Annotated in this window: 19 protein-coding genes; 4 read left to right on the top strand and 15 right to left on the bottom strand. The window is 65.9% G+C overall.

Annotation, left to right across the window (positions count from 1 at the left end):
- From pgaB to H0I86_RS00905, 9 genes are all read right to left on the bottom strand, one after another.
- A complete protein-coding gene (gene pgaB / locus H0I86_RS00945) occupies positions 1–1998 on the bottom strand; it encodes a poly-beta-1,6-N-acetyl-D-glucosamine N-deacetylase PgaB (RefSeq protein WP_180923532.1) in 1998 nt (665 codons plus the stop codon).
- A 12-nt stretch (positions 1999–2010) separates the two neighbouring features.
- Positions 2011–4488, bottom strand: coding sequence for a poly-beta-1,6 N-acetyl-D-glucosamine export porin PgaA (gene pgaA / locus H0I86_RS00940; protein ID WP_180923531.1), 2478 nt, complete (start codon positions 4486–4488; stop codon positions 2011–2013).
- Between the two features lie 313 nt (positions 4489–4801).
- Positions 4802–6310, bottom strand: a complete 1509-nt coding sequence (locus tag H0I86_RS00935) for a YdgA family protein (RefSeq protein WP_180923530.1) — start codon at positions 6308–6310, stop codon at positions 4802–4804.
- A 306-nt stretch (positions 6311–6616) separates the two neighbouring features.
- Complete coding sequence (locus tag H0I86_RS00930) at positions 6617–7258, bottom strand: hypothetical protein (RefSeq protein ID WP_016705008.1); 642 nt, start codon at positions 7256–7258, stop codon at positions 6617–6619.
- 92 nt (positions 7259–7350) lie between these two features.
- Complete coding sequence (locus H0I86_RS00925) at positions 7351–8802, bottom strand: efflux transporter outer membrane subunit (protein WP_180923529.1); 1452 nt, start codon at positions 8800–8802, stop codon at positions 7351–7353.
- Positions 8799–9695 (bottom strand): efflux RND transporter periplasmic adaptor subunit, encoded by an 897-nt coding sequence (locus H0I86_RS00920; RefSeq protein ID WP_180923528.1) that lies wholly within the window; start codon positions 9693–9695, stop codon positions 8799–8801. Before H0I86_RS00920 ends, H0I86_RS00925 begins: the two co-directional genes overlap by 4 nt.
- Positions 9692–9901: a DUF1656 domain-containing protein gene (locus tag H0I86_RS00915; RefSeq protein WP_007932080.1), complete on the bottom strand. Its 210-nt coding sequence runs from the start codon at positions 9899–9901 to the stop codon at positions 9692–9694. Before H0I86_RS00915 ends, H0I86_RS00920 begins: the two co-directional genes overlap by 4 nt.
- Positions 9898–11982, bottom strand: a complete 2085-nt coding sequence (locus tag H0I86_RS00910; protein WP_180923527.1) for an FUSC family protein — start codon at positions 11980–11982, stop codon at positions 9898–9900. Before H0I86_RS00910 ends, H0I86_RS00915 begins: the two co-directional genes overlap by 4 nt.
- Positions 11979–12407 carry a MarR family winged helix-turn-helix transcriptional regulator gene (locus H0I86_RS00905; RefSeq protein WP_180923526.1) on the bottom strand — a complete coding sequence of 143 codons (429 nt, stop codon included), beginning with the start codon at positions 12405–12407 and terminating at the stop codon, positions 11979–11981. The genes H0I86_RS00910 and H0I86_RS00905 overlap by 4 nt, the downstream gene beginning before the upstream one ends.
- Positions 12408–12598: 191 nt before the next feature.
- Between H0I86_RS00905 and H0I86_RS00900 the strand changes: the two genes are divergently transcribed.
- Both H0I86_RS00900 and H0I86_RS00895 read left to right on the top strand, forming a co-directional pair.
- A complete protein-coding gene (locus H0I86_RS00900; RefSeq protein WP_180923525.1) occupies positions 12599–12877 on the top strand; it encodes an antitoxin of toxin-antitoxin stability system in 279 nt (92 codons plus the stop codon).
- Positions 12874–13158, top strand: coding sequence for a type II toxin-antitoxin system RelE/ParE family toxin (locus tag H0I86_RS00895; RefSeq protein WP_180923524.1), 285 nt, complete (start codon positions 12874–12876; stop codon positions 13156–13158). Before H0I86_RS00900 ends, H0I86_RS00895 begins: the two co-directional genes overlap by 4 nt.
- Positions 13159–13162: 4 nt before the next feature.
- Here the strand turns inward: H0I86_RS00895 and H0I86_RS00890 are convergent, their stop codons facing one another.
- Together H0I86_RS00890 and H0I86_RS00885 are read right to left on the bottom strand one after the other, a co-directional pair.
- Positions 13163–13408 carry a DUF2789 domain-containing protein gene (locus H0I86_RS00890; RefSeq protein WP_025808545.1) on the bottom strand — a complete coding sequence of 82 codons (246 nt, stop codon included), beginning with the start codon at positions 13406–13408 and terminating at the stop codon, positions 13163–13165.
- A 130-nt stretch (positions 13409–13538) separates the two neighbouring features.
- Positions 13539–14000, bottom strand: a complete 462-nt coding sequence (locus tag H0I86_RS00885; protein ID WP_180923523.1) for an aminoacyl-tRNA deacylase — start codon at positions 13998–14000, stop codon at positions 13539–13541.
- Positions 14001–14223: 223 nt separating this feature from the next.
- Here H0I86_RS00885 and H0I86_RS00880 point away from each other — a divergent pair, with 223 nt between their 5' ends.
- Positions 14224–15609, top strand: coding sequence for an NfeD family protein (locus H0I86_RS00880; protein WP_180923522.1), 1386 nt, complete (start codon positions 14224–14226; stop codon positions 15607–15609).
- A gap of 1 nt (position 15610) precedes the next feature.
- Positions 15611–16369, top strand: coding sequence for a slipin family protein (locus tag H0I86_RS00875; RefSeq protein WP_180923521.1), 759 nt, complete (start codon positions 15611–15613; stop codon positions 16367–16369).
- On the opposite strand, the gene H0I86_RS00870 is transcribed toward H0I86_RS00875, so the two are convergent.
- From H0I86_RS00870 to H0I86_RS00855, 4 genes are read right to left on the bottom strand one after another with little or no spacing between them, the layout of a single operon-like run.
- Positions 16335–17330, bottom strand: a complete 996-nt coding sequence (locus tag H0I86_RS00870; RefSeq protein WP_180923520.1) for a sulfotransferase family protein — start codon at positions 17328–17330, stop codon at positions 16335–16337. The two genes, H0I86_RS00875 and H0I86_RS00870, sit on opposite strands and share 35 nt — an antisense overlap.
- Positions 17318–18109, bottom strand: a complete 792-nt coding sequence (locus tag H0I86_RS00865; protein WP_180923519.1) for an aspartyl/asparaginyl beta-hydroxylase domain-containing protein — start codon at positions 18107–18109, stop codon at positions 17318–17320. Before H0I86_RS00865 ends, H0I86_RS00870 begins: the two co-directional genes overlap by 13 nt.
- Positions 18106–18708, bottom strand: coding sequence for an adenylyl-sulfate kinase (gene cysC, locus H0I86_RS00860; protein ID WP_023969909.1), 603 nt, complete (start codon positions 18706–18708; stop codon positions 18106–18108). Before cysC ends, H0I86_RS00865 begins: the two co-directional genes overlap by 4 nt.
- Positions 18692–20206: a TolC family protein gene (locus H0I86_RS00855; protein ID WP_180923518.1), complete on the bottom strand. Its 1515-nt coding sequence runs from the start codon at positions 20204–20206 to the stop codon at positions 18692–18694. The genes cysC and H0I86_RS00855 overlap by 17 nt, the downstream gene beginning before the upstream one ends.
- Positions 20207–20238 lie beyond the last annotated feature (32 nt).

The following is a 20238-nucleotide window of genomic DNA, read 5'->3' as shown; positions in this document are numbered from 1 at the left end:
TTAAGGATTCCACTTGGTGGAGAGCGCAGGACGGATGGTCTTCAGGTCCGGCGAGTTCTCGAGAAAGTTATCCGGGTAGTAGCCGAAACTGGTCGCGCCCTGGCGCTTGAGTCGGCCCATCCAGTCGGCCATCTGCGCGGCGTCGATATCGCTCGCCGGTTTTTGCGCCCAGTCCCGGGCCTGCAGTTCGAAGACGGTACGGTTGAGCGCGCCGGGGCGTGCCTTGACCGTGGCCACCAGTTGCTCCAGCCAGGCGCCGGAAGCCTTGCGCTGCTGGCCCTCCATCAACGGCATGGCCATCGGCGCGGTCCAGTCGTAGTGGGCGAGGAAGTCGTCGAGGTTCTGGGCGAACCAGGCTTCGCTCTGCGGGTTGAGCATCGGCTCGGCGAACAGGTTGCGCGCGGTCAGCACCTGCGGCCCGCGGATCGCCTTGACCTTGGCGGTCAGCTCATGGGTGAAGTCGATCAGGTAGCGGCTCTTGAAGCGGGTCCAGCGCTGCAGGGTCGCCGGATCGGCGCGCAAGGCGGCGATCGAGCCGGGCAAGCCATTGGCGGCGTAGGTGCGCAGCGCTTCGGGGCTGGCGTCTTCGAAGTCGGAGAGCACCGCGTCGTCATGGTAGAGGATGCCGTCCACCGAGGTCAGGCGCGCCACGTCTTGGTAGATCTCACCGATGATGCGCCGCACCTTCGGGTCGAACGGCGACAGGCGCCGGTACTGGTCGGGGTCGACCGCGACCTGGCCGGTTTCCGGGTCCCAGCGGGTCACGCGCGGCAGGCTCGGGTCGAGGGCGAAACTCAGCACCGGCATCCAGGCGAACACCTTGACGTTGGCCCGGGTGCGCAGTTGCCAGGCGACCCGGTCGAAGATGTCGGCGCGCACCGGCAGGTGACGGTTGGCGAAGTACAGCGAGTGCACCAGGCCATCGCCCTTGGGGTCGGCGAAGGCTTGCAGGAACACGGTATTCACGCCCAGGTCGGCCATGCGCTGGACCAGCTTGCCGAGGTTGATTTCCTGCTGCTGCGGGTCCGGGTCGTAGACGTTGTCCAGGTCGACATGGGCCACGCGCATCGGGTTGCTGGCTTCGACGCCGACGATGCTGTTGGAGAAATGGATGCCATCCGGGTCCGAGGACACCAGGAACCGCGGGCTGCTCATCAGGTTGTCGAGGGTATCGAGGCCGTCGTCGAGGGTCAGGGCCATGTCGTAGCCCTGCTCGCCCACCACCCGCAGCGCCGTGCCGTCGGCGGCGCCGTATGGCCAGACCCAGACGCGCGGGCTGTAGCCGGTGGCGGCGCGGATTTTTTTCGAGATCGCCGCCACGTCGCTGCGCAGACGCGCCTCGAACTCGGCCTCGCTTTCATAGCGCCCGCTGCTGGCGTCATAGCGCCGGGTGGCGGCGGCCGGTTGCAGGTTGCCCTGGGGGTTGGCCAGCACACCTTTGTGGTTGGCATCGGTGTGGGCGGCGATTTCCACCAGGCCGGAACGGGAGATCTCGCGGACCTGCTGCCAGGTCAGGAAGTCCGAGCGCTTGCGCGGGGTGCCGGCAAAATCCACCGGCTGGTTCAGCGGGGTATCGACCCACGCCCCCACCGGCGCCAGCAGGGCATGCCAGTTGTAGCTGCGCAGCACCGGCAGCACGCGGGTGTAGAAGCTCGCATAACCGTCGTCGAAGCTCAGCAGCACGGCCTTGGCCGGCAGCTCGGGGCCGCCTTTGCGCGCCGCCATGATCTGGTCCACGGTGACCGGCTGGTAGCCGTTCTCGCGCAGCCAGGCCAGCTGTTCGATCAAGCGTTCGGTGCGCACGGCCACCACCGCCTGGTCGGGGTCGCGGTCTTCGACGTCGTGGTAGGCAATGCCCAGCACGTGGTTTTTCGGCCACGGGGTTTCGCTGGCGGGCACGGGGCGTTGCGCCGGCGGCAGGAAATCCGCGGCGGGCTGGGCGCAGGCGCTGAGAATCAGGGCTCCCAGCAGGAGGATGCAACGGGTCATCGGAGGCATCTTCGGACTCTTCTAGAAGCGATAGGTAAGGTCGAGGAGCAGGCGCAGGTCGGTTTCCCGGTCGCCGTCGTAAGGCCGGTTGAGCACGCTCAGGGCGGCCCCGGCTTCGAACACGTCGTTCCAGGTCACGCGCTGGCCATAGCTGAGCAGGCCGATCGCCCCGGTGGAGTAATCGCGCTGGCTGTAGGTACCGGCGCCCGCCTGGAACTGCTGGCTCCAGGAGGTTTCGTAGCGGTGATAGAGCACGTGGTTGACGTTCACCGTCGGCAGCACCGTGAAGTCCGACTTGGGGTTGAAGTAGGGCGTGTCTTCCTTGGTGTTGCGGCTGGCGCCGACTTCCAGCCCCAGGTCGACCTGCACATGCGGCGTGGCATAGATGCCCTCGCGACCGGTGAGCAGGGCTTCGAAACGGTTGTTGCCGTCGCTGAAGTGCGAGGGGCTCAGGGCCAGCCGCCATTCACGGCTCTCGTTGGCCCGCCAGCGCAGGAACGCGCTGCCGCCATTGGCGTAGATGTTGCTGTTGAGCGCCCGTAGCGGGGTATTGGCCGAGAGGTATTCCAGGCTGGCGCCGTACTGCCAGTGATCATCGATGTCGCGGGCCAGGGACAGCCGCGCGCCCTGCTTGTCGTCGAAGCCGTAGGAATGGTTGGAGACTTCCGCTTCCAGGGTCATGTCGCGGGTCCGGCGTTCCACGCCGATACGCTGCCAGCGGTGATGCCCGGTGCCTTCCTGGAAGTCGCCGGTGGCATAGCCGAGGCCGCCGAACAGCCGCCAGTCTTCATCGATCGGCGGGCTGTAGAGCACCGTCTCGATGCCGAAATCCTTGCTGCCGGAAACCGCGCCGGCGCCGTTGTTGCCGCCGCCGTAGCTCTTGCCGCCATAGGTCTCGACCCGCAGCTCGGCCATGTCGTGCACTTGGCGCTGGCGGGCCAGGCGCTGCACCTGACGGTTGTCGGGATAACGCTGCACCACATCGTCGGTCAGGGCATCGAGCTGACGCCATTCCTGCAGGTCCTGGGCGGTGTGACCCTGGGCGACCTCGAGGCCGACATCGCGCGGCGCCATGCTCTCGGTTTCCTTGAGCAGGCCCTCGGCGCGACGCGGCCAGTCCCGGGCCAGGTACAGGTTGGCCTGGGCCACGCGCAAGCCGATATTGCCCGGCGCCTGGTCCACCAGGCTGGCCAGGCGCTGCTCGCTGCCCGGCAGGTCGGCGCTGTAGGTACCGGACTGGGCGGCGAGTTGCTGGGCGTCCATCCATTCATCGTTGGGGTTGCCCACCGGCAGGCCCTTGAGCTCGACCCGCGGTTTCTGGTTCCTGGCCAGGTCGTCGGCGACCTGTTGCGCCTCCTGTGGGCGGTCGTTTTCCAGCAAGGCGTAATACAGCGCGGTGCTGTCTTCGACGCGGTCGCCGACATCGGCATCCGGCGCCGCCAGCACCTGGCGATAGAGGTCGCTGGCGATCTCCGGCTGGCGCTGGTCCAGGTAGGAGGCCGCCACCCAGCGCAGGGCGTAGGTGGGGATAGCCACGTCTTCGGCGGTCAGCTCGTGGTATTGGTCGATCACCTGGGCGGTGCGCGCCCGGGCCTTGAGCGCGCCCATGCGGTCGATGCGCCAGCGGGTCACGTCGTCCTTGGCCGCCGGGTCCGGGGTCCAGGTGGCGAGCAGTTGGTCGTAATCGGCCAGGGCACGGTCGGCGATGACATACCGCTCCTTCTCGCTGCGGGTGGCCAGCTCGGCCAGGCGCACGCGCTCGGCGGCCAGGTCGCCTTGCAGGCGACGCTCAATCACCGGATCGATCAGCCCCGGGCGCTGGCGGGCCAGGCGCAAGGCCGGCTCCGGCAGGCGTGCCCGTTGCAGGGCGAACACGTATTCGCGGGCGACTTCCGGCCGGTTGCCGGCGCGGATGAACGCCTGGTCGAACTCGAACAGCGCGTCATACGTCGAACCGGCGCGGGTCAGGGCGTAGCCCAGGGCCAGGCGGCGGGTGGCATCGTCAGGCTTGGCCGCCACCAACTCGCGGGCGCGGCGCACGGCTTCCTCGGGCTTGCCGGCGTCGGCCTGGGTCAGGGCCAGACCCAGTTGCAGGTCGGGATTGCGCGGGTCGCGTTCGAGGGCCAGGCGGTAGACCTGGATCGCCGAGTCCCAGCGCTGCAGATTGCGGTAGGCACGGGCGGTGGCGGTCAGCGCCTGGATCGGCAGCACCCGGCCACGGGCCTGGGTTTCATAGACATTCACCACCTCGGCGTCGAGGCCGGCCCAGCTGGCGATCTGCAGGTGGTCGCTGACCAGCCCGGTGTTCAGGCGGTCGGCCGGCACCTGGCGCAAATGGCTCAGGGCTGGCGCATAGCTGCCGGCGCGGGCGTCGAGAATCAGGCGGTCGTACGCCGGGTCGGCGAGGGCCAGGGTCGGCCACAGCAATTGGCTGCATAACGCCAGGCGCAGCAGCGGTCGCAAACCATAAAGGCGAACGGGGTGAACAATGGGCGGCATTTTCTTCAGCGTCCTTACATGGCTGGCCGGGGTCTTGTGTCCCCCCGCCTGATACGTGCCAGGAAGCCGAATCAGATGACTCGGCCAGATTGGGGCGGAGTCTTCCATGCAAGGCTGATGCAGATGCGCAAATGCAATATTTCTTCAGATTCGTTTCTGCCCGAACCCACGAATGACGTGGCCTGTAGCCCTATTCAAGGAGGCTCTGGGCGGGGGTTCTCCAGTCGGATGCAGGCAAAAAAACGCCCGGCGGATCCGTACTACGGAGGCCGGGCGTTTCTGGCTGAAAACCCCGCGAAGGGGTTTTCGAGGTTTACTGGATGGTGACTGGTCCCAGTTTGCTCATGACAAAACCGACGAACTGCTCAGGCGTCATTTTCTGGCCGTTGAAGTCCACTTCGTTGTTGGCGTAGCGCACCTTGGAGACGATGTCGTTGCCTTCCAGCTTGGCCAGCTGGGTGCCCAGCGCCATGCCGCTGACCATGTCGGCGGCCATGCTGCCCTGGTCGGCGATCGCCTTGGCGTCGGTCACACCGTCCAGTTGCGCCTGCAACGCCGCCACGTCGGCGATCATCGGCTTGGACAGCAGCAGGTTCAGGTTCAGCTGGGTGAGCAGTTGCTTGCTCAGTTCGGCCGGTGGCAGTTCCATGGATTGCGGCTTGTTCAGGTCCACCACCAGGCTCAGGCGGCTTTCGCCGTTGGTGGTCTTGAACGAGAGGTTTTCCAGGGCGATGTGCGGCTGGGCAGCCAGCAGCTTGTCCAGGTCGGCCTTGACCTGGGCCTGCTCGGCCTCGCTCAGGTTCAGCTCGGGCGCTGGCTCACCGGCGGCTTCGGCCGCGGCGACGGCGTCTTCGTAGGGTTGCAGCTTGTTCTGGTAGACCTGCATCAGCGACATGCCGGAGGCGATGTCGAGGTTCTTCATGCTCCAGGTCATTTGCGCCGAACCGACGGCTTTGCCGTTGAGGGCGACTTCGCCGATCTTGTAGTCGGCGCGGCCGGCCAGGTGGGCGCCGGTCTCGTCGGTGGCGCTCTTGATTTGCGAATTCTTGAAGCTGAGCACCGACTGTTTCTCGCCGAACGTGGCCTTGGTGCTGGTCAGCTCCAGGGTGTTGTCGCCGACGTAGAAGCCATAGTTGCTCTTGGTCAGGTTGCTGGCCAGGGTCAGGCCGTTGAGCTCGACCTGCACCGGGGTCTGGTCTTCGGCGACGCTGTTGAGCTTGAGGCTGTCCATGTAGCCTTCGGCCTTGACCTTCTGCGCTTCGGCGCTGGTCGAGAGGTCCAGCTTCAGCCCGGAGAACTTGAGGGTCGACTTGTCGTCCAGGGCCGTGTCCAGCGGCAGCAACTCCAGGTTGCCGGTGGCGGAACGGTCGTAACCCAGGTTGACCACGCCCTTGAGCGGGGAAACATCCTTGGTGGCGGCGAACCATTTTTCGGTCAGGGCGTTCTTTTCCAGCTCGTAGTGACTGGTGGCCATGACCGGCAGCCATTTCAGGGTCATCAGGCGCGAGAACGGCAGCGGGCCGTGTTCGATGCGGTCGACGAACAGCAGTTCGACGCCCTCGGCGCTGTCGCCGAACATCTCGCCCTGGCCCTTGAGGCGGTAGCGCGCGGTGCTGCTGAACAGATTGCGCTCCAGCGATACCAGCTCCAGGCTGGCGGTACCGTTGGAACCGACCATGGCTGCCTGGAGTTCCTTGTTGGCATCAGCGATAGAGGTTTGCAGCACCCCTTCCAGCTTGGTCCCGGTATACCAGGCGCCGCCGGCGCTGATAGCCCCCACTGCGACGACGATTCCTAACAGTACGCCTGCTGATTTATTCATTATTTGACCCGATCGATCCGTTGTTGAATGTGTGGTCGTCTTCCCTGAACCCGGTACGGGTTGTGGCTCGACTGTGCGTAAAACTGCCGAAGATTAGCACCGGCCGGGCCAGGCGGCCCAACCTTTCCATGTGAAAAGTAGTGAATGTACGGGACGGTTCCTGTAGCCGCTGGCGCAGCCGTCGTAGGCCAGACGACGCATTTTTCCAGGTGGATAGCGGATTCAGGTTTTGCGGCTGCTTTGCAACCGGTCGCAGCCTCGCACGCTCGGCAGCGGCTACAGGGTTTGCGTGCCTCCCTTCGGCCGCTAGGCATGTTCGGAGTATTCGACTTCCAGTGCGTCGAGCTGATGATCGAAGCTTTTCAGGCGGGCGGTCCAAGTGTAGACCAGCACTTCGAAATCGCGGTTGATCACCGCGCCACCCGGTGTTTCCGAACGCGGGTCGCAGAAGTCCAGTTGATAACGTTCGCGGGCCATGGCGGCGGCGACATCGGACAGCTCGCGGGCATTGTTCAGCCAGTGGCGACCGTCGGCGGCCTGTTTATCCAGTAGTACGCACTGTTTTTTCAGGGCTTCGAGGCTTTTTTCCAGGGGGGTGCCGGTCAACTCGCCCATGACTTCCTGAAAGGTCCGCCCCGGCTGCCAGTAACTGCCCCAGAAGTAACGGTCGAACACGGTTTCAACGCGGCGCAGGGCGACTTTGGTGTCCCAGATCGCCACCAGGGTCTTGCCCTGTTCCAGCTGTTTTTTCTTGATTTTCTGGGTCTGGAACGACGTCCAGGCAACGAAGACGATGGCGCTCACCGCAATCAGCGCGCTGGCGCTGTCGAGAAAGATCATTGCCTTGTCGATCTGGTGCGCCAGCATGACGCCGTAGAAATAAGTCGCAGAAAGCAGCACCAGTGCAACGATGGCGCACCAGAAGCCGAGAGCATAAGGGTTTTTCATTATTGGAATCCCCATGACCATCACGTGCCTGACCGCTGGCCGAGCACTGGACGCAAGGTGCTCACCCAACTGATCAAAGCATAGCAACGGCCTCAGGGTTTGCCGGGGTTCGAGGCTTGCGTTCGTCCGCTTTCCCAGCCACCGCCCAGGGCCAGGAACAGGTCGATCTGGCTCATCGCCACCTGGGTGTTGGCCGCCGCCAGCTGGGCCCGTACGTCGGTATAGGTGCGGGTCGCCTGCAGGTCGGCGAGGAACGACTCGCGGCCGGCCTGGAAGAAGCGGTGGGTCTGGTCGGCGGCCTGCCGCGCCGACTGCTCGGCATCGGCCAGGGCGTCACGGCGTTGCAGCTGGGCGCTGTATTGGGCCAGGCCGGTCTGGGTTTCGCGGATGGCGTTGAGCACCACCCCGTCGAAATGCGCCAGGGCGCCCTGGCTGGCGGCTTCGGCCTGATGAATGCGTTCGCGGGCGCCGTTGGCCGGGACCGTCCAGCTGATCAGCGGGCCGAAGCCCCAGCGGTTGCTGGAGGGTTTGCCGAGGTTATCGACGATGCCCACGGTACCAACGGTCGCGCCGATGCTGATGTCCGGGTACAGGGCGCCGGTGGCCACGCCGATTTCCGCGGTGGCAGCGGCCAGCCGGCGCTCGGCCTGGCGGACATCCGGGCGGCGCTTGAGCAGCGCCGCGCCGTCACCCACCGGCAACAATTGCGCAATGTGCGGCAACTCGGCGCAACTGCCGGTGCCAGCGGGCAGTTGTTCCACCGGTTTGGCCAGCAGCATCGACAGGCGGAACAGCGCCGACTGGCGCGCCGCCTCGTAGCGCGGCAGTTCGGCGCGCAGGGACTTGAACTGGGTCTGGGAGCGGGTGACCTGGGTTTCGTCGCCGCGCCCGGCGTCGCGCAGGCGCTGGGTGAGTTCTGTGCTCTGGGCTTGCAGGTCCAGGGAATGCTCGGCGATCTCGCGCTCTTCGTTGGCCGCACAGACCTGCGTGTAGGCCCGTACCACATCCGCCACCAGGGTGATGCGCGCGGTATCGGCCGCCGCCTGGGTCGCGTCGGCGTTGGCCTGGGCCGCCTCGATGCCGCGCTGCAGGGTGCCGAACAGGTCGAACTGATAAGAGGTGCTGACGGACAGGTTGCCGACGTTGGCCACCGGCACTTTCTCCGGCAGCAGGAAGGCTTCGCCGGACTCCTGCAGGCGCTCGACCCCGGCCTTGACCCCGCCACTCCAGCCGCCGGCCGCCTGGGCCTCGTCGACCTGGGCGCGGGCCCGCGCCAGGTTGGCCGCCGCGACCCGCAGGTCGGTGTTGGAGGCCATGGCCTGCTGCACCAGCTGGTCCAGGCGCGGGTCCTGGTACAAGCGCCACCAGTCCGCCGGGACCGGCGCCGAGACCACGCTTTCGCCCGAACCGGCCAGGTCGCCCTGCAAATCGCTGCGATGCAGCGCCGCGTCGTCCGGCAGCCGGTAGTCCGGGCCGACCATCTGGCAGGCCGACAGCAGCAAATAGCCGAGCCCGACGGTGGCCAAACGCAGGGCGCTGTTCATTGCGCCGGCTCCGACCGGATTGGCGCCTGATCGTCGATGATCGACACGGTGGCGGTGCGCCCGGCGATCATGCGGAAGTCTTCCGGCACCTCGTCAAAGGCAATGCGCACCGGAATCCGCTGGGCCAGGCGCACCCAACTGAAGGCCGGGTTGACGTTGGGCAGCAGGTTGGAACCGCTGCTGCGGTCGCGGTCCTCGATGCCGGCGACGATGCTTTCGACATGCCCGCGCAGCCGCGCGCGATCGCCGATCACCCGGATATCGACGCTCTGGCCGATGTGAATGCCGTCGAGCTTGGTTTCTTCGAAATAACCGTCGATGTGAAAGGAGTTGCTGTCCACCACCGACAATACCGGGCGACCGGCGGTGACGAATTCCTGGGCGCGCGGCGCGCGGTCGTTGACGTAGCCATCCACCGGGCTGCGGATCACCGAACGGTCGAGATTCAACTGAGCGCTGTCCACCGCCACCTGGGCTTCGGCCAGGGCCGACTGGGCACGGGCCACCCGGGACTGGCTTTCTTCCAGCTGCTCGCGGGGCACCAGGTTGCCCAGGCCAAGGTTGCGCCTGGCCTCGCGCTGGACCTGGGCCAGGGTTTCCTGGCGGTCGGCCAGGGACGCCTTGGCCTGGCGCAGGGCCAGGCTGAAACGGTCCTGGTCGATGCTGAACAGCACCTGGCCGCGCTTGACCAGCTGGTTGTCCCGCACCTGCACCTGCTGGATCAGCCCGGAGACGTCCGGGGCGATCTGCACGATGTCGGCACGGATATGCCCGTCCCGGGTCCAGGGCGCGAACATGTAGTACATCACCATGCGCCAGACCACCACGACCGCGAAGCCCACCACCAGCAAGGTCAGGACCACACGGCCGATGGTCAATAAAGGTTTTTTCATGTCATCAGGTATCGACTGAGTGAGTCCACGGCGCCGAGCAGCAAAGCGTACAGACCAACGTTGAACAAAGCCCGGTGCCAGACCAGGCGATAGAAATGCAGGCGCGTCAGCAACCCGTGGACCACCAGGTACAAGCCATAGGTAAGGCCCATCAGCACCAGCAGCGTGGGCAGGAACACCCCGCTGATATCCAGGTCACCGATCATAAGGGCGCTCCATCGATGCCATGGGGCAGCGGTTCTTCAAGCTCGCCACCGCCGACGAACTCCACGCCGGGCAGCAGGGCCAGGCGCAGGCCGCTGAGGGCGTGCAGCAGGTGCAAACGGGTTTCGCGGTCGTCCTGGCTCCTGGCATCCAGGGTGCGGCGGGCGCGGTCCAGGGTCATCAGCAGGCCGCTCGGCGCCGGCAGGCGTTCGCCGGCCTTGAGGCAGGCCTTGAAGTAGGCGCCGACCTCGGCCACCACCTGGCGCAACAGCGCCTGCGCGTTGCCCTGGGCCCGCGGGGCGTAGGCCAGCAGGTCCAGCAGGTTCAGGCCGACGCGCACTTCGCGCAGGGCGGCGCCGGTGTCCTGGCCGGTCATGGCCAGCCGCGGCAGGTGCTGCATCAGGCGGTCGAGCATCTGCACGCCCAGCTGGCGGTGTTCGGCCAGGTTGGCGGGTTCGGTCATGCCGACGATGTCCTGCCAGCTGAAACGGGTCAGGCGCTTGGCCGCCAGTTCCGAGCCGAACGGCCGCGCGACCAGGGTCCAGACAAAGGCGAACAGCAAGCCCATGGGTCCGGCCAGGTTGGAGTTGGCGAAGCTCATGAAGTCGGCGTCGTAGGCGCCCTGGATGCTGATGAAGGACGAGGTGTTGACGATGGTCAGCAGCATGCCCAGGTAAAAGCGCGGCTGCACCGTCAGGGTACCGACGCAGATGAAGGGCACGGCAAAGGCCAGCACCAGCATCGGGAAATCGTGCAGGTTGGGCAGGATCAGGAACAGGTAGAGGCTGGCGAACAGCACCGACATCGCGGTCCAGAAGAAGAACCGGTAGATCTGCGGCGCCGGGTCGTCCATCGAGGCGAAGAAACTGCAGGCCACCGCCGCGAGGATCACCGCGCTGCCGCCGTCGGTCCAGCCCAAGAGGATCCACAGCACCGAGGCGACGATGATCGCCAGGACCGTGGAAGCCACCGAATACAACATCAGCCCGCGGTCGAGGAACGGTGTCAGGCGGCCCAGGCGCCAGTGGCGATAGACCGCGCGCCAGATGTCCTGGCTTTCGCACTGGATGGCGTGTTGCAGGCTGCGGCAGTCCTGCCACAAGTCAATCCACTCGCCGAGGCGGTACAGGGCGTTGGAAAACAGCAACTGGCGCCGGTCGTCGAGGGCTTCGGCATCGGGTTGCAGCGCTTCGAGCTGACTGCGCAGGGCCTGCCAGCGCTCGACCGACGCGCCCTGGGCGGTGATTTCCAGCCATTGCCCGGCCTGGGCCAGCAGCGGCGCGAACTGCTCCACCAGTTCCGGGGTGCGCCGCTCCAGGGCGTACAGGGCGTCGTCCAGGGCGTCGACCACGGGCAGCAGGTGGATCATGCGCCCGCGCAGTTCCTTGGTATTGCGCACGGTCTGCGGGCGCGCGCCTTCGTGGGGCAACTGGCCGATCATCAGCTCCAGGCTGTTGAAGGTGGCGACCATGGACGCGCGCAAGGCGCTGACTTCTTCTGGCTGCACATCGCGAGTGAGAAAGCACTGACTGTAGGTGGATGCGTCGGCGAACCATTTGCCCGCCGAATTGACGAACACCGGCGCCAGCCGCCGTGGCCAGAACATGCTGCCGACCATGGCCGCGCAGACGATGCCGAGGAAGATCTCCTCGGTGCGGGCTTCCGCCACGTCCCACACCCCCAGCGGATTATCCACCACCGGCAGGGCGATCAGCGGCAGGCTGTAGCCGGCCAGCATCAGCGCATAGCTGTTGGCGGTACGCAGGTGCAGGGAAAGGAACAGCAGGATTCCGGTCCACAGGGCGATGATCACCACCAGCAGATAGGGGCTCTGCACGAACATCGGCACGAACAGCACCGCCGCCGAGGCGCCGAGCAAGGTGCCGATGGCGCGGTACAGCGCCTTGGAACTGGTGGGCCCGACGAACGGGCTGGAGACGATGTACACCGTGGCCATCGCCCAGTACGGACGCGGCATCTGCATGAGCATGGCGATGTACAGCGCGATCATCGACGCGGCAAAGGTGCGCACGCCGTAGAACCAGTCGCGTGCTGGGGGGACGCCGGTGAAGAATCCGCTCAAGAAGGCACCGCCGGCGTCTGGACAGCCGACTCGAAGGCGCGGATCACCCGCAACGCGGCCTCAAGGTCCGCCGGTGTGATGCCTTCCAGCACCTCGCGGCGCAGGCGCACCAATTCAGCTTCCACCGACTGCACCAGCTCGCGGCCGGTATCGGTCAGGCTCAGGCACTTGGCCCGGCGATCGTGGGGATCCTCGGTACGGCAGGCGTAACCGGCGCTGCACAGCTGGTCCAGCAAACGCACCAGGGACGGGCTTTCCATCCCCGATGCCTGCGCCACCGTCACCTGGCGCACGCCCTCGCCCAGGCGCCCGATCATCAGCAGGGGCACGGCACAGGCTTCGGAGATTCCATAGTTGACCAGCGTGCTCTGGCAGATCCGCCGCCAATGCCGGGCGGCGACCACCATGCCACTGCTGATATTCATCTGGAGTGATTCGAGAGAGTCGGGCAAAGGAAAGTTCGCACACTGTTAGTTTGCTAACTATCAATGGTGCATGGGGTTTCAGTCAAGTTTTGAAACAATTAACCGACCGATCGTCGTCATCGGGAAACCGGGGCCGGCTCAGATACTGAAGATGTATATACTTGGTATATACGTTTCACAGGAACTGTCCCATGCCCAAACACGCTGTTTTCACGATGAAACTCGAAGCCGACTTGCGCGATCAGTTTATGGCCGAGGCCGAGGCCAGCCACCGCCCCGCATCGCAGATCGTCCGGGAAATGATGCGTCAATTCGTGCAGGAACAACGGGAAGCCCGGGAGTACGAGGCCTTTCTGCAACGGAAGGTCGACACCGCACGCGCATCCATGACCGCTGGAAAAGGCATCGCCAACGATGACCTGGAAGCCACCTTCGCGGCCCGCAGGGCACAGGTAACGCCCCGGCAATGAAGGTGATCTGGACGCCGCAAGCCGCACAGGATCGTGCAGACATATGGGATTACCTGCATGCCCTGAATCCGCAGGCGGCGCTGGACATGGACATACGCTTCAGCCAATCGGCTACGCAGCTGGTGCAACATCCTCAAGCCGGACGCGCCGGATTGATCGCCGGCACCCGCGAACTGATCCCTCATCAAAGCTACCGCCTGGTCTACCAACTCCATCAGGATGCGGTGTGGATCCTGGCGCTGGTGCATACCTCGCGCCAGTGGCCTCCAACCGAAGCCTGATGCCTCAAACACCCCGCCCCTTCCTCAACAACACATCCAGCTGATCCACCACTTCCGCCCAGTCGGCGTCGTCGAGGATCTCGTTGCGCAGGAAGTCCGCCTGGCTGGGGGTCCAGAAGAAGGCATCCGCCAGGTGCAGTTCCGGCTTGAGCGGCGAATGGGTGGCGATGAAACGATCGATGTCCACAGGGTCGTCGGACAGGCCGAGTTGTTTGAACAGGGCGGGCAGGCTGTGGGATGGGGATTCCATGGGGGGCTCCTGAATGGGTTGGGAATGTCGGACGACTGCCGCGCGGTCGATCGCGTGCAGCCGCGCTCCTGCAGAAACAGCCTGCAGGAGCGAGTCAACCAGCAAAGGATTGCTACTGGCACCGACGGCGCTAGTAGCTGACCTCGCACACCTCGGCATGAGGCACCATTTTCAGGTACTCGTCCATGCTCAGATGCACCAGGTTGTTGTGGTTGCCGGCTTCCAGGTAGATGTCTTTCTGCCGGGTCAGCAGCGGATCGATCACCACGTCCAGCCCATAGGATTCGCCCAGGGCCGGTACCGCGCCGCGTTCGCAATCGTTGAACAGATGCGCCAGGGTGCTTTCCCGGGTGATCTGCCATTCGTTGCTGCCGCGCACCTTGCTCAGATCCAGGTGGCGGCTGGCCGGCAGCACGGCCATCAGGTAGTGGCCGTGACTGTCGTCGAGGATCACCGACTTGGCCACGCGTTCGGCGGGAACTCCCGCGACCCGGGCGGTCTCCAGGCTGCTCGAAGAATGTGGATGAGCCACCACGTCAAAATCGCAATGCGCCTGTTCCAGGCTGCATTGCACGGTTTTTGCCATACGCATGATGCACCTCGGTGTCCTGAACGGCTTTGCAGGACGATGGGTTAACGACTGTCATTCCCTTCACAAAGTCTAGGCCGCGCCGCCCTCGCCTACTGACGAACTTCCGAACGGCACGCGAGCAAGAGGCTGCTCAAAATTCGCTCAATCCCACGCTCTACTAGACTCAAGGACAAAGCCAGCGAACGGCTGGCAACCGAGACACATGACTCTCCAGGAGGGTCGGATGAACGGGCGTGGGTGGCGGGCAACATTGAAAGGGCTGCTGCTGGCTGTGCTGATCGGCCTGCCGACCGGGCACGCCCAGGCCGTGAAGCCGGTGGTGGTGCTCACGGTCAGCGATGTGATCAGCCCCGCCAGCGCCGACTACGTAGTGCGCGGCCTGGACAAGGCCGCCGACGAACACGCCCAACTGGTGGTGCTGGGTATCGACACCCCGGGCGGCCTCGATACCTCGATGCGCTCGATCATCAAGGCGATCCTCGCCAGCCCGGTGCCGGTGGCCAGCTACGTCGCCCCCAGTGGCGCCCGCGCCGCCAGCGCCGGCACCTACATCCTGTATGCCAGCCATATCGCCGCCATGGCCCCGGGCACCAACCTCGGGGCCGCCACCCCGGTGCGGGTCGGCATGCCGGGGCAGCCCGAACCGGGCGCCAACCCGCCCGCCGCGCCGCGCTCGGACAAAAACCCGGAACCGGAACCCGACACCCTCAGCCAGAAGCAGATCAACGACGCCGCGGCCTATATCCGTGGCCTGGCGCAATTGCGCGGACGCAACGTCGAGTGGGCGGAACAGGCTGTGCGCGAGGCCGTCAGCCTGCCGGCCCAGGAAGCTTTGAAGCTGAAGGTGGTCGACTATGTCGCCGATGACCTGAACGGCCTGCTCAGGCAACTCGACGGCAAGTTCCTCATCGCCGCCGGCCAGGCGGTGCAGCTGCATACCCTGGGCGCGACGGTGATCCATCACGACCCGGACTGGCGCACGCGGCTGCTGTCGGTCATCACCCACCCCAGCGTGGCGCTGATCCTGATGATGATCGGCATCTACGGGCTGTTCTTCGAGTTCGTCAACCCGGGCACCGCGGTGCCCGGCGTGCTCGGCGGCATCTGCCTGCTGCTCGGCCTGTATGCCTTGCAGCTGCTGCCGGTGAACTACGCCGGCGTGGCCCTGATCCTGCTGGGCATCGCCTTCATGGTCGCCGAAGCCTTTCTACCGACCTTCGGCGTCATCGGCTTTGGCGGCATCGTCTCCTTTGTGGTCGGCGCGGTGATCCTGATGGACACCGATGTCCCGGGCTATGGCATTCCCCTGCCGCTCATCGTCAGCCTGGCGGTGATCAGTGCGCTGCTCCTGGCGACACTGGCGAGCATGGCGGTGCGCGCGCGACAGCGCCAACAGGTGGCTGGCGACGCGGGGCTGGTGGGCAGCATAACGGCGATCACCGCGGTGCAGGCGGGCAACCCTTACAACGGCTGGGTGCTGTTGCAGGGCGAACACTGGCAGGTCCTGAGCGCAACGCCGCTGCAAACCGGGCAATGGGTCCGGGTGGTGGCGCGCAAGGGGCTGCTTCTGGAAGTGACGACGGCCGAGGCCGCGCCGCGAGGAGGATGAAATGGGTCTGGAATTGGGTTTTGGCGCGCTGCTGGCGCTGCTGTTGGCGCTGGCGGTCTCAGCGTTTCGCATCCTGCGCGAATACGAACGCGGGGTGGTGTTCCAGCTTGGGCGCTTCTGGCGAGTCAAGGGACCGGGGCTGGTCCTGCTGATCCCGGTCGTCCAACAGATGGTCCGCGTCGATTTGCGCACCGTGGTGCTCGACGTGCCGACCCAGGATGTGATCACCCGCGACAACGTCTCGGTCAAGGTCAACGCCGTGCTGTACTTCCGCGTGCTGGACGCGCAGAAGGCGATCATCCAGGTCGAGGATTTCCTCATGGCCACCAGCCAACTGGCCCAGACCACCCTGCGCGCGGTGCTGGGCAAGCATGAGCTGGACGAACTGCTGGCCGAGCGCGAACGCCTGAACGCCGATATCCAGCAGGTGCTCGACGCCCAGACCGACGCCTGGGGCATCAAGGTGGCGAACGTCGAGATCAAGCATGTCGACCTCAACGAATCGATGATCCGCGCCATCGCCAAACAGGCCGAAGCCGAGCGGGAACGTCGGGCCAAGGTGATCCACGCCGAAGGCGAATTGCAGGCCTCGGAAAAGCTCATGCAGGCCGCCGAAATGCTCGGCCGCCAGCCCGGCGCCATGCAACTGCGCTACATGCAGACCCTGGGCGCGATTGCCGGCGACAAAAGCTCGACCATCGTTTTCCCGCTGCCCATCGAGCTCCTCAAGGGCATGGCGGAGTTGTCGCCGAAAAACTGAACCGGGGTTGCGGAACCGCGCAGCTGCGCCACTGCTCCAGCGCCGCGTAAGGCGCCTGCGCCCATTGCTCCAGCTGCTCCCGCAATCGCGCTGAAGCCTGTTGCCGCTTGCCCTGGCGGTCATCGACAAAGACCTGGGCCGGCTGCTTGGCATGCTGGCCGACACAGGCGAATGCCGCCCGGCGTTGCTCGGCGCTCAGGCCGAAAAAATCGCCCAGATGGCTGTCCATGGCGGCGGGCAGCTCGCTGTAGTTCAGCACCAGGCCATGGTGTTCGCGGCAGTGCTCCAGCCCCAGCTGCAACAAGCGCCCCAGACGCCGGGCGATCCAGCTTTCCCGGTCCTGGAAAGGTTCACCGTCGTCCAAAGCGCTAGGCCCGATCAGGCCCGGCGTCATGTGCATGCCGGCGCGGCGCAGATGCGACACGGCGATTTCCAGCGGGTCGCGATACAGGAACAGCCACGGCGTATCGGCAAAGCACTGGCGCAGCAGCGGCAGTTCGCCGATGTTCCAGGCATCGAGCTTGATCACCAGCCGCTGCTCAGTGCCGCGGCGCGCCTGCCCATAGGCCGACAACAAGCCCACAAGCGCGGCAGCCCGCTCCTGTGGCGCCAGCGAACTGCGTAGCAAGGCATCCAACGGCGGCGGTTCGGACACCACGATATGCTCGTCCAGGCAGGCCAGCATCTGGCTGACCAGGGTCGAACCGCAGCGCGAGGCGTGGAAGATAAAGGCACTGGGAACCAGGCCCGGGCTACGTTGGCGCCATTCAGTCAGGGCAGACAACGACGTCTGGCGCCGGAACGCCTGATTGAACGGCAGGCGCAGGGCCTCTTCGACCGCTTCGCGGAAAAACGGCTGCGACAGCGGCCTGTCGCCGAACCAGCACCAGTCGACGCGCCACTCGTCACGCGGCTGCCAGAGGCGGATCGGCAACCAGCCGTGCAGGTTCAGGCCGTCCATTGTTCATTCCACAGACGCCGCCCCTGGCGCATGGCCGAACGCAGGTCTTCGCGGGTGAACGCCAGGCCGCGCTCCGCCGCCAGGACCAGGGCGCGCTCGATAAAGGCTTCGCTGTCGGTCAGCGTCTGCAAGACCTGGCACAGCGCGGGGTCCTCTTCGAGCAACCGACAAAACCGCGCGAAGTCCACGGCGGCGCGGCCCAGGCCAGGCGTCGGCGTAGTCGGCACACCCTCGGCAATCATCTGCTCCAGCCAGGAATCGGGGCGACAATCGATCACCAGGTGAATGCGTTGCTCGCTGTCGTGATTGTCCACACGGTGCGGGCGCGACAGGTCGAGAAACCAGCACTCCCCCGCCAGCATCGGCATGCGCTGCCCGTCGAGCAGGAAGTCCACCCGCGGCGGACTGAGCAAGGGGATATGCAGGCGCAGGTCGGCGTCCGGGCCGCCCAGGTCGTAGTCGCGGTGCTCATGGATCCGCGCCCCCGGACCCAGCCGCAGCAGGCGCGCCGAGACGATCCGCAAGGGCAGGTGGCGCAATGCCTGTTGCCAGTCCGGGTCCTGGCGCCAGGGTTCGCGCGGCACCGGTTGGCCCTTGCCCGGCGCCAGCTCGGAGGGCGCGTCAACCGCCGAGATCAAGGCCACGCCGCTCCAGTCGCCCTCGTAGTAGCCGCCGTTGAAGTGGCCCTGCCAGGCGCTCGCGTCGATTCGCGCCAGGGCGCGCAACAGCTGCGGCAGATCCACGCTGACCGGCAGCCGGGCGAACGCCGGACGGCTCATGAGGCAGGCAGCACCTTGCGCTCGACCAGCCAGCCGAGCAATTGCCGCTGGCAGTCTTCGATCGACTGGGTGCCGGTGTCCAGTTCCAGCGCGGCCCGTGGCGGCTCGTAGGGCGCCGAGATACCGGTGAACCCCGGCAACTCGCCGCTGCGGGCGCGGGCGTAGTGGCCCTTGGGGTCGCGCTGTTCACAGACCGCCAGCGAAGCGCTGCACCAGACTTCCAGGTAGTCCTCGCCCAGGCGCCGGGCGAACAGTTCGCGCTGCTCGATCAGCGGGGCGATCATCGCCAGGATCACGATCTGCCCGTTGTCCACCAGCAAGGCCGCCAGCTCGCTGGCGCGGCGGATGTTTTCCCGGCGGTCGGCCTCGGCGAACCCCAGGTCGCGGTTCAGGCCGCCGCGCAAGGCATCGCCGTCCAGCACCAGGCTCTGCCGGCCGTGCTGGAACAGCCCGGCCTGCAGCGCCTGGGCCAGGGTCGACTTGCCCGCCGCCGGCAGGCCGGTCAGCAGGATCGCCACCCCACGATGACCGTTGCGCGCCTCGCGCTGGGCTCGGCTGACGCTGGCCTGGGGCGCCTGCAGGTTATTGTCTTTGGGCATGGGCCACCGGCGTGCTGATGTTGCCCGCCGCCCAGTCGGCCTCGCGGCTGGCCAGCGCCGAGGCGATGGACTGCACCTGGGTCGATTGCACCTCGTTGGGCAGCGGGTCGAGCCCGGCACTGGCGAAGATCTGCCCGTAGGCGTTGCGCAGGTCGGCATAGGCCAGGTCGCGCCGCAGGTCCGCCTGCAAGGTGTTCAGCTCGCCCTGGATCAGGTCCAGCTCGCCGATGCCGTTGGCCTGGTAGCGGTTGCGCAGCTGGCCGACGATCTGCCCGTCGATGTCCGCCAGTTCCTGGCTGGTCTTGAACTGGCGCAGCGCGTCGCGGTAGTTGGCGTTGGCCACATAGACCTGGGCCAATACGGCAATCGACATGGCCTGCCGGCGCGCCGCGGCGACGTCTTCACCGGCCTTGGCGGTGTCGATGGCCGCCGGCGCGGAGAGCACATTGAACAGGTTCCAGGTGACCTTCACCCCGTAGTCGGCCCACTTGTCGTTGACCAGGAACGAGTTGCTGTCGTAGTGCCCGCCAGCGGAGAACTCCAGGCCCGGCAGCAGGCGCAGCATGGCCTTGCGGGTTTCCGCAGCGCTGATGCGGCTCTGGTAATCCTGCTCGCGCAGTTCCGGGCGACTGGTCAGGGCCTCGTGTTCGAGGCGGGACATATCGACCTTGAGTTCCGGCACCGGGTAATCGTCGGTGGTCGCCAGGGTCAGGTTAGTGCCCATGGGCAGGTTGATCAGGGTCGCCAGCTCGGTCTTGGCCAGGGACAACGCCCGGCGCTGCTCCTCCAGCTGGCGCGTGGCCTCGATCAGCGAGCGCTGGTAAGCCAGGGCCTGCACCGGGTCGCCGATGCGTTGCTGGCTCATGCTCTGGCTGTTGCTGCGGGCCTGCTCGACCCGGCCCGCGAGGCTGTCGATCTGCTTGAGCAGGCGTTCGGCCGCCACCGCCCGCCAATAGGCCGAGCGCACGTCCTGGACGATGGTGTTGATCACCTTGCGCCGGCGTTCCTGGACGATCAGCCGCTGGTCGCCCTGCTGCTTGGCGTTGATGTAGCTGACGCCGAAGTCCAGGACGTTCCAGACCATGGTCAGGTCGGCCACTCTGCGGTCCCGGTCCTGGGAGGTCGATGGTTCCAGGGACTGGGTACCGGTCTCCACACTCTGGCTGCTGGAGGCGCTGACGTTGTTGCGCCCCACGTAGCCGGCGGAGAGGGCCATGCGCGGCAGCATGTCGAAACTGGCGAGGTCCAGTTGGCGCTTGGCCAGGGCCTCTTCCATGATTTTCAACCGGCCTTCGAGGTTGTATTTCACTGCCCGGGCCATGGCCTGGTGCAGGGTCAGCGGGCCGCTCAGCGGTTCCTGGTCCTTGTACATGCTCTGCAGGTCGCTCCTGGCGCGCTGCTCGCTGACACTGCGTTCAATCGGTTTACTGCTGACGGCACAACCGCTGACCATCAGCGCCAACAAGCTGACCCCAAACAACTTCTGACTTTTATTCATCCTCGTCTCGCCCCTGGGTGCCGCATCGTATT

This window comes from Pseudomonas chlororaphis subsp. aurantiaca (genome assembly GCF_013466605.1).
Taxonomy (GTDB): Bacteria; Pseudomonadota; Gammaproteobacteria; order Pseudomonadales; family Pseudomonadaceae; genus Aquipseudomonas; species Aquipseudomonas chlororaphis_I.
This window is presented reverse-complemented; position numbering and strand designations above follow the sequence as displayed.